This window comes from Streptosporangium nanhuense (assembly GCF_059358815.1).
This window is the reverse complement of record NZ_JCADBG010000006.1, coordinates 343,553-358,022: the sequence shown is the minus strand read 5'-3', so window position 1 is coordinate 358,022 and position 14,470 is coordinate 343,553. Positions and strand designations below refer to the sequence as shown.

12 protein-coding genes and 2 tRNA genes are annotated in these 14,470 nt (G+C 67.9%); 4 read left to right on the top strand and 10 right to left on the bottom strand.

Annotated features, from left to right (window positions below; genetic code table 11):
- Positions 1-532 precede the first annotated feature (532 nt).
- From AC5L38_RS15215 to AC5L38_RS15190, 6 genes are all read right to left on the bottom strand, one after another.
- Positions 533-3,118 (bottom strand): valine--tRNA ligase, encoded by a 2,586-nt coding sequence (locus AC5L38_RS15215; RefSeq protein ID WP_495243433.1) that lies wholly within the window; start codon positions 3,116-3,118, stop codon positions 533-535.
- Positions 3,119-3,327: 209 nt separating this feature from the next.
- A complete protein-coding gene (gene clpX, locus AC5L38_RS15210; protein ID WP_329084422.1) occupies positions 3,328-4,608 on the bottom strand; it encodes an ATP-dependent Clp protease ATP-binding subunit ClpX in 1,281 nt (426 codons plus the stop codon).
- A 192-nt stretch (positions 4,609-4,800) separates the two neighbouring features.
- Positions 4,801-5,445, bottom strand: coding sequence for an ATP-dependent Clp protease proteolytic subunit (locus AC5L38_RS15205; RefSeq protein WP_326642780.1), 645 nt, complete (start codon positions 5,443-5,445; stop codon positions 4,801-4,803).
- An 11-nt stretch (positions 5,446-5,456) separates the two neighbouring features.
- A complete protein-coding gene (locus AC5L38_RS15200) occupies positions 5,457-6,101 on the bottom strand; it encodes a ClpP family protease (RefSeq protein ID WP_386161284.1) in 645 nt (214 codons plus the stop codon).
- A 512-nt stretch (positions 6,102-6,613) separates the two neighbouring features.
- Complete coding sequence (gene tig, locus AC5L38_RS15195) at positions 6,614-7,987, bottom strand: trigger factor (RefSeq protein WP_495243432.1); 1,374 nt, start codon at positions 7,985-7,987, stop codon at positions 6,614-6,616.
- 209 nt (positions 7,988-8,196) lie between these two features.
- On the bottom strand, positions 8,197-9,063 hold the full coding sequence (locus tag AC5L38_RS15190; protein ID WP_495243431.1) for a Sco1979 family transcriptional regulator: 867 nt from the start codon (positions 9,061-9,063) through the stop codon (positions 8,197-8,199).
- A 243-nt stretch (positions 9,064-9,306) separates the two neighbouring features.
- Between AC5L38_RS15190 and AC5L38_RS15185 the strand changes: the two genes are divergently transcribed.
- Complete coding sequence (locus AC5L38_RS15185; RefSeq protein WP_495243430.1) at positions 9,307-9,816, top strand: ATP-binding protein; 510 nt, start codon at positions 9,307-9,309, stop codon at positions 9,814-9,816.
- A gap of 210 nt (positions 9,817-10,026) precedes the next feature.
- On the opposite strand, the gene AC5L38_RS15180 is transcribed toward AC5L38_RS15185, so the two are convergent.
- Positions 10,027-10,100: transfer RNA gene (locus AC5L38_RS15180), tRNA-Pro, on the bottom strand.
- A gap of 89 nt (positions 10,101-10,189) precedes the next feature.
- Here AC5L38_RS15180 and AC5L38_RS15175 point away from each other — a divergent pair.
- Positions 10,190-10,260: transfer RNA gene (locus tag AC5L38_RS15175), tRNA-Gly, on the top strand.
- A 228-nt stretch (positions 10,261-10,488) separates the two neighbouring features.
- Here AC5L38_RS15175 and AC5L38_RS15170 read toward each other — a convergent pair.
- Positions 10,489-11,505, bottom strand: coding sequence for a phosphotransferase (locus tag AC5L38_RS15170; protein WP_495243429.1), 1,017 nt, complete (start codon positions 11,503-11,505; stop codon positions 10,489-10,491).
- A 170-nt stretch (positions 11,506-11,675) separates the two neighbouring features.
- Positions 11,676-12,062, bottom strand: coding sequence for a RidA family protein (locus AC5L38_RS15165; RefSeq protein WP_495243428.1), 387 nt, complete (start codon positions 12,060-12,062; stop codon positions 11,676-11,678).
- Positions 12,063-12,227: 165 nt separating this feature from the next.
- Between AC5L38_RS15165 and AC5L38_RS15160 the strand changes: the two genes are divergently transcribed.
- The gene (locus AC5L38_RS15160) at positions 12,228-12,620 is read left to right on the top strand and encodes a helix-turn-helix domain-containing protein (RefSeq protein ID WP_495243427.1); all 393 of its coding nucleotides are present in this window, start codon (positions 12,228-12,230) and stop codon (positions 12,618-12,620) included.
- Positions 12,621-12,688: 68 nt separating this feature from the next.
- On the top strand, positions 12,689-13,099 hold the full coding sequence (locus AC5L38_RS15155) for a VOC family protein (RefSeq protein ID WP_495243426.1): 411 nt from the start codon (positions 12,689-12,691) through the stop codon (positions 13,097-13,099).
- A 10-nt stretch (positions 13,100-13,109) separates the two neighbouring features.
- On the opposite strand, the gene AC5L38_RS15150 is transcribed toward AC5L38_RS15155, so the two are convergent.
- The gene (locus AC5L38_RS15150) at positions 13,110-14,408 is read right to left on the bottom strand and encodes an FAD-dependent oxidoreductase (protein WP_495243425.1); all 1,299 of its coding nucleotides are present in this window, start codon (positions 14,406-14,408) and stop codon (positions 13,110-13,112) included.
- Positions 14,409-14,470: the final 62 nt, after the last annotated feature.

Sequence of the window (14,470 nt, the reverse complement as noted above, 5' to 3'; positions counted from 1 at the left end):
GATTGTGCTTCATGCACTGGCTTTTAACACACTGTTGAGTTCTCAAGAAACGGACGCGTACACCATCACCCAAACCCAACCAACCGGTCGGACCCGAACTCCGGGGCGTTCCATTTCGTGTCACTATCTTATCAGGAGTGCCGGTTTCGTGTCAAACTGTCGGATTTCCGACTCTCGACGCGATCCCGCCGAACCCGTTAGGATTGCGACCACCCCGTTTCCAGGGCAACCCCTCTAACTTACTCCGACATCCGGTCGTTGTCCAATCGTGCGGACACGCCCGACTTGCCGGGATTTTTTGGAGGAGAGTGCAGGACGTTGCCCTGCATGAAGAACTCTAGCAGTCCCTCAGGGCTGTGATGACCAACTTCCCGGTAAGAACTAGGTCTTCCCTGGGGCGCCAGCCCTCAAACATGAGAACCCAGGGTCAAGAGACCCTGGGTTCTCGTCAAGGCGGCTGCCGGTCCGGAGCCATCCTCCCGATCGTCAGACCGACCCTTGCCTGTCGGATCAAAGGCCCGCCAGCGGACGATCAGCCGGCCGGCAGTGACGCCAGCTGGGCGAGCAACCGCTCGATGTCCTGATCGGCCTGTGCGGCCCGGGAGCGCACCTTGGTCACCACGTCGTCGGGTGCCTTGGCCATGAACTGCTCGTTGCCCAGCTTGGCGGCGACCTGGGCGGCCTCCTTGCGCGCTACCGCGAGATCCTTCTCCAGACGCTTGCGTTCGGCGGCCACATCGATCGTCCCGGCCGTGTCGATCTCCACGGCGATCCCGGCCACGTCAAGGCTGGCGGTCGCGGCGAACGACTCAAGCGGCTGGTCGAGCCGGAGCAGCGACCGGATCGCCCCCTCGTGGGACGCGAGTGCCGTACCGGCGAGGGACAGTCGCGCGGCGACCCGCTGGCCCGGCTTGAGGCCCTGGTCGGAACGGAACCTGCGCACCTCGGTGATCAATCCCTGCACGGCGAGGATCTCCTCCTCCGCCGAGGGGTCGCGCAGTGACTCCTCGACCGTCGGCCAGGGTGCGACCACGATCGACTCTCGCCCGGTGACCGCACGCCACAGTTCCTCGGTGACGAACGGCACCAGGGGGTGAAGCAGGCGGAGCAGCGAGTCGAAGACATGACCCAGCACGAGCCGGGTGTGCTCCTGGCCGGAAGCGATCTGGATCTTGGCAAGCTCCACGTACCAGTCGCAGACCTCGTCCCAGGCGAAGTGGTAGAGCAGATCCGAGATCTTGGCGAACTCGAAGTTCTCGAACGCGGTGTCCACCGACGCGACGATCTCCTGGAGCCGGGAGAGGATCCAGCGGTCCGCGGCGGTCAGCTCCTCGGTCGGGAGCTCGCCCGTCGCGGCGCCGTTCATCAGCGCGAAGCGGGTGGCGTTCCAGATCTTGTTGCAGAAGTTGCGCGAGCCTCCGGCCCATTCCTCGCTGATCGCCACGTCGGAGCCGGGGTTGGCGCCGCGCAGCAGGGTGAAGCGGGTGGCGTCGGCGCCGAAGCGCTCGATCCAGTCGAGCGGGTCGACGACGTTGCCGAACGACTTCGACATCTTCTTGCCGTACTGGTCACGGACCATGCCGTGCAGCGCCACGGTCTTGAACGGCGGCTCGCCGTCCATGGCGTAAATGCCGAACATCATCATCCGGGCCACCCAGAAGAACAGGATGTCGTAGCCGGTCACCAGGACGGAGGTCGGGTAGAACTTGGCCAGCTCCGGCGTCTTGTCCGGCCAGCCGAGGGTGGAGAACGGCCAGAGGCCGGAGGAGAACCAGGTGTCGAGGACGTCGGGGTCCTGGACGTAGCCCTCGGGCGCCTGCTCGTCGGGGCCGACGCAGACAACCTCTCCGTTCGGGCCGTACCAGACCGGGATGCGGTGTCCCCACCACAGCTGCCGGGAGATGCACCAGTCGTGCATGTCGTCGACCCAGTCGAAGTAGCGCTTGGCCAGCTCCGGCGGGTGGATCTTCGTCCGGCCGTCGCGGACCGCGTCACCCGCGGCCTTGGCCAGGGGCGAGACGTTGACGAACCACTGGAGCGAGAGCCGGGGCTCGACCACGGTCTTGCAGCGCGAGCAGTGCCCGACCGAGTGGAGGTAGGGGCGCTTCTCCGCGACGATCCGGCCCTCCGCGCGGAGCGCAGCCACCACCGCGGGCCTGGCCTCGAAGCGGTCGAGACCCTGGAACGGGCCGTGTGCGGTGACCACTCCCCGCTCGTCCATGATCGTCAAGGATGGCAGCGAGTGGCGCCGCCCGATCTCGAAGTCGTTCGGGTCGTGCGCCGGGGTGACCTTGACCGCTCCGGTGCCGAAGGCGGGATCGACATGCTCGTCGGCGACGATCGGGATGCGACGCCCGGTGAGCGGCAGTTCCACCTCACGGCCGATCAGGTGCGCGTAACGCTCGTCGGAGGGGTGCACGGCCACGGCGGTGTCGCCGAGCATCGTCTCGGCCCGGGTGGTCGCGACCACGATGGAGTCGTCACCGTCGCCGTAGCGGATCGAGACGAGCTCACCCTCGTCCTCGCTGTGCTCGACCTCGATGTCCGACAGCGCGGTCAGGCAGCGCGGACACCAGTTGATGATGCGCTCGGCGCGGTAGATGAGCCCGTCGTCGAAGAGCTTCTTGAAGATCGTCTGGACGGCCCGGGAGAGGCCGGGGTCCATGGTGAAGCGCTCGCGCGACCAGTCGACACCGTCGCCGAGCTTCTTCATCTGGTCGAGGATCCGGCCCCCGGACTCCTCCTTCCACTGCCAGACGCGCTCGACGAACGCCTCGCGGCCGAGGTCGTGCCGGGACTGGCCGTCCTTGGCCATCTCGCGCTCGACGACGTTCTGGGTGGCGATTCCGGCGTGGTCCATGCCGGGCAGCCAGAGCGTCTCGTGGCCGCGCATGCGGGCGCGGCGGGTCAGCGCGTCCTGGATGGAGTGGTCGAGGGCGTGGCCGATGTGCAGGACACCGGTCACGTTCGGCGGAGGCAGGACGATGCTGTACGGCTCGCGCTCGCTGCTCGGGTCGGCGGTGAAGTGTCCCTCCGATACCCAGCGCTCGTAGCTCCGGGTCTCCACGTCGGCGGGTGCGTACTGGGTGGGCAGCTCTGGCGTCGTCACGATGCCCAAGTCTAGGGATGTCCGCGTGTCCCCCGTCCCACGGACCGCCTTACGGACCGCTTTCTTCCGGTGACTTCCTCCGGTGAGCGGACGGGGCTCCGGCCGGCCGCCGGTGCGCCATCGGCGGGAACCGGGCGGCCGGAAACGGCGGCGCCCCCCGCGGGTTGACCCGCGGGGGGCGCCGATCGTGCGAACCAGGAGGGGTTCGCGCGGGCTTTCTAGGCCGACTTCTCGCGCGGCGGGCGCTGCTGCTTGTTGAGCTGGTCCCGCGGGACGAGCGTGGGGTTGACGTGCTCCAGGACCGACTCGCGGGTGATGACCACGCGCGCCACGTCCTGCCGCGACGGCACTTCGTACATCACCGAGAGGAGGACCTCCTCCAGGATCGCCCGCAGGCCGCGAGCACCGGTGCCGCGCAGGATCGCCTGGTCGGCGATCGCCTCCAGCGCGTCGTCGGTGAACTCGAGCTCGACGTTGTCCAGCTCGAACAGGCGGCGGTACTGCTTAACGAGGGCGTTGCGCGGCTCGGTGAGGATCTGGATGAGCGCCTCACGGTCGAGGTTGTGGACGCTCGTGATGACCGGGAGCCGGCCGACGAACTCGGGGATCATCCCGAACTTCAGCAGGTCCTCGGGCATGACGTTCTCGAAGATGTCGGCGCCGTCGATGTCTTCCTTGGAGCGGATGATCGCGTTGAAACCGATCCCCTTGCGGCCGACCCTGGACTCGATGATCTTCTCGAGACCGGCGAAGGCCCCACCGCAGATGAACAGCACGTTGGTGGTGTCGATCTGGATGAACTCCTGGTGCGGGTGCTTGCGGCCACCCTGCGGCGGCACGCTCGCGGTCGTGCCCTCCAGGATCTTCAGCAGGGCCTGCTGCACGCCCTCGCCGGAGACGTCCCTGGTGATCGACGGGTTCTCGCTCTTGCGGGCGATCTTGTCGACCTCGTCGATGTAGATGATGCCGGTCTCGGCCTTCTTGACGTCGTAGTCGGCGGCCTGGATCAGCTTGAGCAGTATGTTCTCGACGTCCTCGCCCACGTAGCCCGCCTCCGTCAGGGCGGTGGCGTCGGCGATGGCGAACGGAACGTTCAGCATCTTCGCCAACGTCTGGGCGAGCAGTGTCTTGCCGGAACCGGTGGGGCCCAGGAGCAGGATGTTGGACTTGGACAGCTCGATGCCGTCGTCACGCCCGCGCTCGCCGGACTGCACCCGCTTGTAGTGGTTGTAGACCGCCACGGAGAGAGCCTTCTTCGCCTGGTCCTGACCGATGACGTAGGCGTCGAGGAATTCGTAGATCTCCCTCGGCTTGGGAAGGCTGTCCCATTTGAGCTCAGAGGACTCGCTGAGCTCCTCCTCGATGATCTCGTTGCAGAGGTCGATGCACTCGTCGCAGATGTATACGCCGGGTCCGGCGATGAGCTTCTTGACTTGCTTCTGGCTCTTTCCACAGAAAGAGCACTTCAGCAGGTCTCCCCCGTCGCCGATGCGTGCCACCCCAGATACTCCTTTGCGTGGGACCGCTCTGGCTGCCGCGGTCCGTTTCTTCCGACCGGCCCGATACCCGATCGAAAAGTCATCCCGCTTAGGTTTCGACGTTACCGTCTTCTGAGCCCTCAGTGAGCCCCCTAGCGGCGAGTCGCACCGGAACGTGCCTGATTCGGCACGGTTCCGGTGCGATATGCCTCGTTAGGAGGCTACGGCCTTCGCGAGTTTCTTGCGGGACGGAATGATGTCGTCGATCAGTCCGTACTCCTTGGCCTCGACGGCGTCAAGGATCTTGTCCCGCTCGATGTCCTTGCGGACCGCCTCCGGTGCCCTGCCCGAGTGCTGAGCGATGATCGTCTCCATCTGCGCGCGCATCCTGAGGATCTCGCGCGCCTGGATCTCGATGTCGCTTCCCTGGCCGCCGCCCTCGGTGGAGGGCTGGTGGATCAGCATGCGGGCGTTCGGCAGGGCGAAGCGCTTGCCCGGCGTGCCGCCGGCCAGCAGGACCGCCGCAGCCGAGGCCGCCTGGCCCAGGCAGACCGTCTGGATCTCCGGCCGGACGAACTGCATCGTGTCGTAGATCGCCGTCATGGCGGTGAAAGAACCGCCCGGCGAGTTGATGTAGATGCTGATGTCGCGGTCGGGGTCGAGCGACTCCAGGGTCAGCAACTGAGCCATGACGTCGTTGGCCGAGGCGTCGTCCACCTGCACGCCGAGGAAGATGATGCGGTCCTCGAAGAGCTTGGCGTACGGGTTCATCTCCCGCATGCCGTAGGACGTGCGCTCGGTGAAGGACGGAAGAACGTAGCGGCCGTTGATGTCTCCCGGCCGGATCAACTCACTCACCTTGTGCCCCTTCAGGAGACGGCGCCCGTGGAGGGCACCTGTCGAGCGCTGCGCACGACCTGGTCGATGAAGCCGTAGTTCTTGGCCTCCTCGGCCGTGAACCAGCGGTCCCGGTCGGAGTCGGCCTCGATCTGCTCGATGTTCTGACCGGTGTGGAACGCGATGCGCTCGGCAAGGGTCTTCTTGACGTAGAGCATCTGCTCCGCCTGGATGGCGATGTCGGCGGCGGTGCCGCCGATGCCGCCGGAAGGCTGGTGCATCATGATGCGTGCGTGCGGCAGGGCGTATCGCTTGCCCCGCTCGCCGGCGCAGAGGAGGAACTGGCCCATGGAGGCGGCCAGACCCATCGCGACCGTGCACACATCGTTAGGGACATATTCCATCATGTCGTAAATCGCCATACCAGCGGTCACGGAACCGCCTGGCGAGTTGATGTAGAGCCAGATGTCGCGCTCCGAGTCGTCCGCGGCGAGCAGGAGCAGCTCGGCGCAGATCCGGTTGGCGATCTCGTCGTTGACCTGGGTGCCCAGCACGATGATGCGCTCACGCAGCAGCCGCTGATAGAGCTGGTCTTCGAGCCTGAACGAGCCGTTCGGCTGGCTCATCGACTCGGGCCCGGAGCCGGTCGGCTGGTAGAAGGTCGGCGGGCTGGTCACAGCGTCACCTTCCGATGCGTCGTAATCGATTGGCTTTGCTTGTGACCTTAACGCGCGCCACCTACCGGACATGCCTCCTCAACGCACTGTTCGCTGACGGCGCATGCTGCCCACCGCCTTCCCACCACGTCCGGAACCCCTCGGCGCGTGCCCCGGCCAAAGCTCCGAGACCCGAGTCCGTACGGCGTGTCGCGCCTGGCGGGGGCCGGAGGGAAGGGGCCGCCGAGGGGGCCGTACGGCGCCGGCGACGGGCGGGAAGGGGGGTCGGCGGCCCTCAGAGGGCCCAGGAGCCCGCGGGGCCCTCCGTGGGACGTGAGACCGGGAGGCACGCCGGGACTCCCCAGACGCGGCCCTGCGGCACGCTCATCGCACGAAGGACGAATGCCCGCCGGTCGTCGATCCCGGTCTCCGGTCTCCGGGAAAACGGAAACGCCCCCGCGGCGCGGAACGCGGCGGGGGCGTCGGGCCGCGGGGGCACCGGGTGAGCCCGGTGCCCCCGCTCGGCCGGGGACTTACTTGGCGGTCTCGACCTCGGCGGCCTCGTCCTCCGAGACCTCCTCGCCGTTGATCTCGGTGTAGATGGCCTTGAGGTCGACCTCGTTGCCGGCCTCGTCGACCACCTTGGCGGCGTCGCCGACGACGCTCTTGGCCTTGTCACGGACGATCTCGACCATGGCCAGCGTGAGCTGGTCGTTGTCGGCCAGGTGCTGGGCCAGCGTGTTGGGCGCGACGTTCATCTGCATGGCGCGGCGCACCACGAAGTTGGTCAGCTCCTGCTCGCTGACGCCGAGGTCCTCGCTCTTGACGATCTTGTCGAGGACGAAGCCCGTCTTGAGGGCCTTGGCGGCGCTCTCGTCGAACTCCGCGAAGCGCTCCTCCTCGGTGGTCTGGTAGAGGCGGAAGTACGCCTCCTTGCTCAGGCCACTGTCGGCGATCTGGTGCTCGAGGTTGTGCTTGCGGTTGTCGACCTCGGCCTTGAGCGCGCTCTCGGGCAGCGGAATGTCGATCTTGTCGAGCAGGGCGTCAAGGGCGTTCTCGCGGGCCTGGACGACCTGGTCGATCAGCTTGTTGCGGCGGGCCGTCTCGCTGATGCTCGCCTTGAGCTCGTCAAGGGTGTCGAACTCGCTGGCGAGCTGGGCGAACTCGTCGTCCAGCTCGGGGAGGACCTTCTCCTTGACGCTCTTGACGGTGATGGTGACCACGGCCTCCTCGCCGGCGTTCTCGCCGCCGACCAGGTTGGTGGTGAACTCCTTGGTCTCACCCGCGGACAGGCCGGCCAGGGCGTCGTCCAGCCCCTGCAGCACCGAGCCGGCGCCGACCTCGTAGGAGACGTCGTTGGCCTGCTGCTCCTCGATGTTGACGCCGTCGATCGCGGCGGCCAGGTCCATGACGACGAAGTCGCCCGCGGCCGCGGGGCGCTCGACGCCGGTCAGGGTGGCGAAGCGCTGGCGCAGGCCGTCCAGCTGGTCGTCGATGTCCTTGTCGGAGACCTCGGAGACCGGGACGGTCACCTCGATGCCCTGGTAGTCGGGGACGTCGAAACCGGGGCGGACGTCCACCTCGGCGGTGAACTCGACCTGCTCGCCGTCCTCGATCTTGGTGACCTCGATCTCCGGCTGGCTGACCGGGAAGATCTCGCTCTCGTCGACGGCCCGGCCGTACAGCTTGGGCACCGCGTCGTTGAGGGTCTCCTCCAGCACCACGGCGCGGCCGAACCGCTGCTCGATGATGCGGGCCGGAACCTTGCCGGGGCGGAACCCGGGGACGCGCACCTGCTGCGCGACCTTCTTGTACGCCGCCTGCAGGCTCTCGCCGAGCTCCTCGAACGGCACCTCGACGGTAAGCCTCACCCGGGTCGGGCTGAGCTCCTCCACAGCGGTCTTCACGGGGTCGTCTCCTTGATCAAGCTTTGAGTGATCGCGGGCGCGTCAAGTCGTAACGGCTACCGCGGCAAGCTCGCGCGCCGCGCCCACATGAGCGGCACCTGGCACAGCCGTCGAGACACGCGAGATCTGGGCATGCTCCACAGCGGCGGGTGTTCAGCGCCGCTGGCCAGTCTAGGGCAGAGCGGCACCATCGAGCGACCAATGGCCGCTCACTCCTCCTTGATGATCCGCCGCAGGATGTCGTTCGTCTCCCCGGGCGTGGTGCTGACCGCGCACAACCGCTCCATGACCTCGCTGTAGCGGTCGACGTCCTCGCGCTTGTCCAGGTAGAGGGCACTGGCCAGCTGCTCGACGTAGACGACGTCGGGGAGCTCGTTGTCGTTGAAGCGGAGCACGCTGAAGGCCCCGCCCTCCGCGCTGTGACCGCCGAAGCTGAAGGGCATGACCTGGATGGTGATGTTCGGCTGCCGCATGAGGTCGAGCAGGTGCTCCAGCTGGGCTCGCATGACGTCCGCGCCGCCGATGGGACGCCGCAGGGCGGCCTCGTCGATGACGGCCCAGAAGAACGGGCCGTCGGGCCGGCCGAGCACCTGCTGGCGCTGCATCCGCAGATCGACGCGGCGGGCGATCTCCTCGGGCGCGATTCCGGCGCTCCCCGCGGTGATGACGGCCCTGGCGTACTCCTTCGTCTGCAGCAGGCCGGGCACGAACTGCACCTCGTAGGTGCGGATCCGGGAGGCGGCCTCCTCGAGGCCGACGTACGTCTGGAACCACGAGGGCAGCAGGTCGTTGAAGCGGTGCCACCAGCCGGGCTCGTTGGCCCGCAGCAGCAGGTCCATGACCGCCGACCGGGCGCGCTCGTCCTCCACCCCGTAGAAGGTGAGCAGGTCCGCCACGTCGCGTTCCCTCAGGCCGACCCGGCCGAGCTCCATCCTGCTGATCTTGGATTCTGATCCGCGGATCAGATGGCCCGCCTCCTCTCGCGAGAGCCCCTTGGCCTCGCGCAGGCGACGCAGTTGGGAGCCTAAGAGGATACGCAGAGCTGTGGGACCCGATCCCGGTTGAACCTGCGTCACTTCGCCTCCCTCTGTACTTGGGCCAGCGCACACAGTGTCACTACTTCCGGCCGCTATGACAAGGTCTCAACTCCCTGCCCGATTCGCCAAGTCGCCGTCCTAACCGCTCATGCGGCTGCACACTGCAACTGCACGTGCATTTGGGTCTTGCAGCAGACGTTCCGGTGACCCATGATGGCTTAGTGCATATTGGGCTTATGGTGCACAAGCTCTAAAAACTCTCAAGTGGTGCGGAGACTCACGATGACAGCGGGAGGTACCGGCAGGATGGTGGAGGAGCCACAATCGGCTGCCGACTACCTGCAGGCGACCCGCCAGGTGGGCTTTGACGAGCTACTCGAGGCCAACCACTCCGGCGCCACCGCGTGCCCTCTGCCCAGCCAGGCAGACTCGGTGAAGACCGCCCGGGACGTGACACGCTCCACCCTCCACGACTGGGGACTGGCCGAGCTCAGCGATGACGCAGCGCTAGTGGTTTCGGAACTCGTCACCAACGCGGTCCGTTACGCACTGTGTCCGCCCAGCCAGACGGAGATCACTCCGATCACGCTCGTCCTGGTGCACCTCTCCCCCCACGTGCTCCTGGCCGTGACGGACCCGAGCGACGAGGTTCCGACCCCCAAGGAACCCGACTTCATCTCGGAGAACGGCCGGGGCCTCTACATCGTGGAGACCTACAGCCAGCGGTGGGGCTGGGACCACCTCAACTGCGGCGGCAAGGCCGTCTGGGCCTTCTTCAGCCCTCGCCGCTGAACTTCTTCGCCTTCTCGCACCACGTTCCCGCCGCAGCGGGATCGAGCTTGCATTGATGAGTCGGGCGTGTTCGGCACATCTCCACACACATGTCGCGTGTCGGCCCACGTGGCCCCGCCTGCCCATGTGTCCCGCGCGCCCCGCCCGTCGTAGGGTTTCACCCCGCACACGAAGAACCGGGCACCGGTCGAAACCGATGCCCGGCATGCGTCGGGGTGACAGGATTTGAACCTGCGGCCCCCTGCTCCCAAAGCAGGTGCGCTACCAAACTGCGCCACACCCCGGTAAGTCGAGTGCGCGCACGCTCCGGAACTCCGGTACGCTTACGCCCTGACGAACGGATGAAGTCTAGACCAGACTGACGCCGGCTCGCGCGGACGTAGCTCAATGGTAGAGCCCCAGTCTTCCAAACTGGCTACGCGGGTTCGATTCCCGTCGTCCGCTCAGAATGACAAAAGGCCAGGTCAACCGACACACGGTTGACCTGGCCTTTTGGATTTCACGCGTTCGTATCGGCCTTCCGTGCCATCTGCTTGCCACTAACTTTCTTTTTTTCTTTTTCCCGTGCCGACCTCAGCGCCTTGCCCGGCGCCGCAGCGGTGACTTTGTCCTGGTCCCGGCTCGCGTGCCGGTGGACCGGAGGTCGTGAAACGGTGCCACCCGGAGCGTGGGTCAGTCGCGGCCGGATTCGAGATAACCGGTCAGATAGGTCAGCGACGCGGCGACGTCCTCGCCGTCGCCGTGTGGCCGGCGCAGCTCGTCGGCGTAGGCGGCGATGTCGGCGAGCCGCCACCAGAGAGGGTAGAGAGCGAGGCCGGCCGGTGTGACGGACCGGCCGGTGGCCCTGGTGTAGCGGGTGAGGACGTCGTCGACGTCGCCGGCCGGGTCCTCGCCGAGCATGGCGGCGAGGGCGGGGGTGAGCATCCACAGGTCCCGTTCCGGCGGAGCGATCCGCACGGTGTCCCAGTCGACGAGCCGCAGTCCGGCCGGGGTACGCATGACGTTGCCGGGGTGGGGTTCGCCATGCGTGACCACCCAGGCTTCCGCGGTGTTCCGTACCTGATCGACCCGATGGTCGAAGTCGGCGAGCGATCGCCGGATTCGCCCGGCGTGGGCGGACAGCAGCTCGCGGGCCGGCTCGGAGTGGGGGCCGCCGGTCCACTCCCGGCCGAGATCCCGCAGCGCCTCGTCCAGCCGGTCCCGGCCGGGCAGCACCAGGTCGGCCCGAGGGGCGGTGTCCGCGACGGCCGGGGTCGCCCGGTGCAGCTCGGCCAGCAGGTCGATCACCTCTGCCCGGTCCTGGGGCCGGTGGGGGCCGAACCGTCCGGCGCTGCCCGCCACCATCGGAAACACCGAAAGGGCGTATCTGGGGGTGAGCCGCCAGACCGCGGTGTCCGTCACGGCCGGGACCGGCGCGAGGACGAAGCCGAGCCCGGCGTCGCGGCGCAGCGCCAGGGCGGTGCCGAACGACCGGCCGAGCCGGTCGAACGCCTCATCGCGTCCGGCGTCCTCGACGCCGAGGTCGTCGACCTTGACGAACCACGCCGTCCCGCGCCGGTCGGCGACCGACCAGTGGTAGCTGCCCGCGCCCACCGGGAGGTACTCGGCCGAGCGGGCCTCGATGCTCCAGCCTTCGGTCAGTGCCGCGATCAGTTCGGCCTCCGCCAGGCCCGTTGGTCTGTCCCTCATACGCCCGCATTCTGCTCGACCGGCCCCGGCGCGGCGGATCGTTCTCGGCGGGGATCCGGCCGCAGGCCTTGTGACCGCTGTGACCGCTGTGACCGCTGTGACCGCATCGCGCGTCCGCCTTCCTGCGCCCGTCCGGCTCGGGCGGTCCTGCCGGGTCGACCGCCGTCGCCTCAGCCCGCGGCTATCACCTCGATCTCGACGAGCCAGTCGCTGACGAGCGTCTCGGCGACGATCACCGTGGTCGGGACGACACGACCGCCCAGGGCCGCCACGCGGGCCTTCGCGTTCTCCTCCGCGTAGGACGCGTCCCTCAGGTAGCTGGTGACCCGCACGATGTTGTCCACGGTCATCCCCGCGGAGGCGAGGATAACCCGGAGGTTCGACCAGATGAGCTCTACCTGCTCCGCGAGGGTCGCTCCGGGCACTCCCGCGGGATCGAGTCCCATCGTCCCGGCGACGAACAACAGGCGCCCGGCGTCGCGTACCTCGATCGCGTGCGCGTAGTCGCCGGTGGCGGCGTAGATCCCCTCGGTCGGGCTGTGTGTCACGGTCTCCATGGGAGTTCCCTCCTGCTCGTTCACCGGATGGCACATGCGGTCCCGGCGGGATCACACGCGGCGCGGAAAATCGTCGCCGGGGTCGCTGGGACGAGTCTGCCGGAGGGAAACGGTGTGGGAAACGGGCTTTTCGCGGCCGGCGGGGAACCGTGGTGTGATGGCGCCGTGAACCGTGCCGTGGAGGAGAGCAACCGCCGCATGCTGCGGGCACGGGACGCGATGGACCGGGCCTACGCGCAGCCGCTGGACGTTCCGGCCCTGGCCAGGATCGCCCACGTGTCGGAGGCGCACTTCACCCGTACCTTCCGGGCCACGTTCGGCGAGACGCCGCACCGCTACCTGCAGCGCCGCCGGGTCGAGCGGGCGATGTCCCTGCTGCGCGACACCGACCGCAGCGTGACCGACATCTGCTTCCAGGTCGGTTTCGGCAGCCCGGGGACCTTCAGCCGCACGTTCCGCGACATCGTCGGCCGGTCGCCGAGGACGTACCGCAGGGAGGCGACGGCCGTGGGCGTGCCGACGTGCTTCACGATGGCGTGGACGCGGCCGAACGACTGATCGTCCCCTCCCTCTACTCAGCGGTTTTGGATAAGTTTTCCGCGAGCCCGCCCAGTAGCGTGATTTCCATGTTCAACGCCATCACGCACTCGCAGATATACGTCCTCGACCAGGACGAGGCCCTCGACTTCTACGTCGGCAAGCTCGGCCTGGAGGTCAACGCCGACGTCGACATGGGGGTCATGCGCTGGCTGACCGTCAGCGTCCCCGGCCACCCGGAGCGCCAGATCCTGCTGGAGAAGCCAGGAGGTCCGACGATGTCGGAGGAGACGGCGCGGCAGGTCCGCGAGCTGGTGACCAAGGGCGCGATGGGCGGCCACCTCATCTTCAGCACGGACGACTGCCGCAAGACGTACGAGACGCTGCTGGGCCTGGGCGTCGAGTTCACCGAGGAGCCCACCGACCGCCCGTACGGGATCGACTGCGGCCTTCGCGACCCCTTCGGCAACCACATCCGCTTCACCCAGCTGAAGTCCTGAGCGCAGGAACCTAGGAAAAAGCCTTGCGCTTCAGGGGCGGGAGGCGCCGGGCGGCGAGCAGGAAGGTCCTGAGGCCTGCCCTGGCCACCGGGTTCTCGTCCACGAACTGGCGGGCCGCCTTGAGGGAGTCGCGCACGGCCGCGAAGCCGTACTCGCGCATCTCCGCCTCGTAGGCGGCGATGGCCGCGACGGGATCGCCGCCGCCGGTGAGGGCGCGGTGGAGTGACCGGGCGTCGCGCAGGGCGACGTTGGCGCCGACCCCCCGCATCGGGGTCATGCTGTGGATCGCGTCGCCGAGCAGGGTGACGGTCGTGGCGGGCCAGGGGCCGATCGGCACCGAGGTACGGATCGGCAGCAGCGAGACGGTGTCGGGGTCGGAGGCGGTGACCAGCGTGCGCAGGTCCGGGTGCCAGCCCTCGGTCATCCGGGCCACGGTGTCCCTGAGCCGCTCGCCGTCCATCGCGGCGAGGTCGCCGGGGAAGCGGCCGGTCGCGGCGCCGAAGGCCCACATGACGTAGCCGGCGGTGTTGTCGAAGAGGGCACCTTCCCGTTCTGTCCTGCCGATCCCCGACGGCAGAACAGTGTTTGCGGCGCCGCCGGTGCCTCCGAGGTCGTGCGGGGCGATGAACATGCCGAGGCCCCTCGGCGGGATGACCATGTTGATGGCCTCGTACAGGCCGGGATCGACCAGGGCACGTGTGGCGGCGGTGAGCGGGAACTTGCCCGCGATCGTGGCGATGCCGGTGTCGACGCGGCGCGCGTGCGGCAGGTACTGGCGCCTGACGCGGGAGTTGCCGCCGTCGGCGCCGACCACGATGTCGGCGGTCTCGGCGGTGCCGTCGGCGAAGTGCAGGGTCACGGGGCCGCCGGGGGCGCCGGGGGCGCCGGGGGCACGGCTGTAGCGCTCGAAGGTCTTGCCGAACCGGACGACGCCGGCGGGCCCTTCGAGCCCGGACAGCAGGATCTGCCGCAGGGTGATCCGGCTGACCGAGTGGTGGGCGTCCACGGGATCGGCCGCGGGCGAGCTCTCCAGGGTCAGCAGCGGCCTCATCCGGTGGCTGAGGAAGCGGAAGTCCTGGGCGTCACGGCTGGAGGTCGCCAGGAAGGCCTCCCACAGCTCGGGTGGCAGGCAGTCGCGCAGGGCGCGGGCGCCGTCGGGGTCGATGTGGACGCGGTAGCCCTGGAGCCGGTCCGCGGGGGTGTGGTCGCGCTCGTAGACCGTCACGTCGGCACCCGCGCCGCGCAGCCCCTGCGCCAGGCAGAGACCACCGATCCCGCCCCCGACGACGGCGACTCTCGAATTAGTCATGGCATCACTATCAACCATATGGATGAACTTATCAACCGCACGGTTGATAGATTCATCCCGCT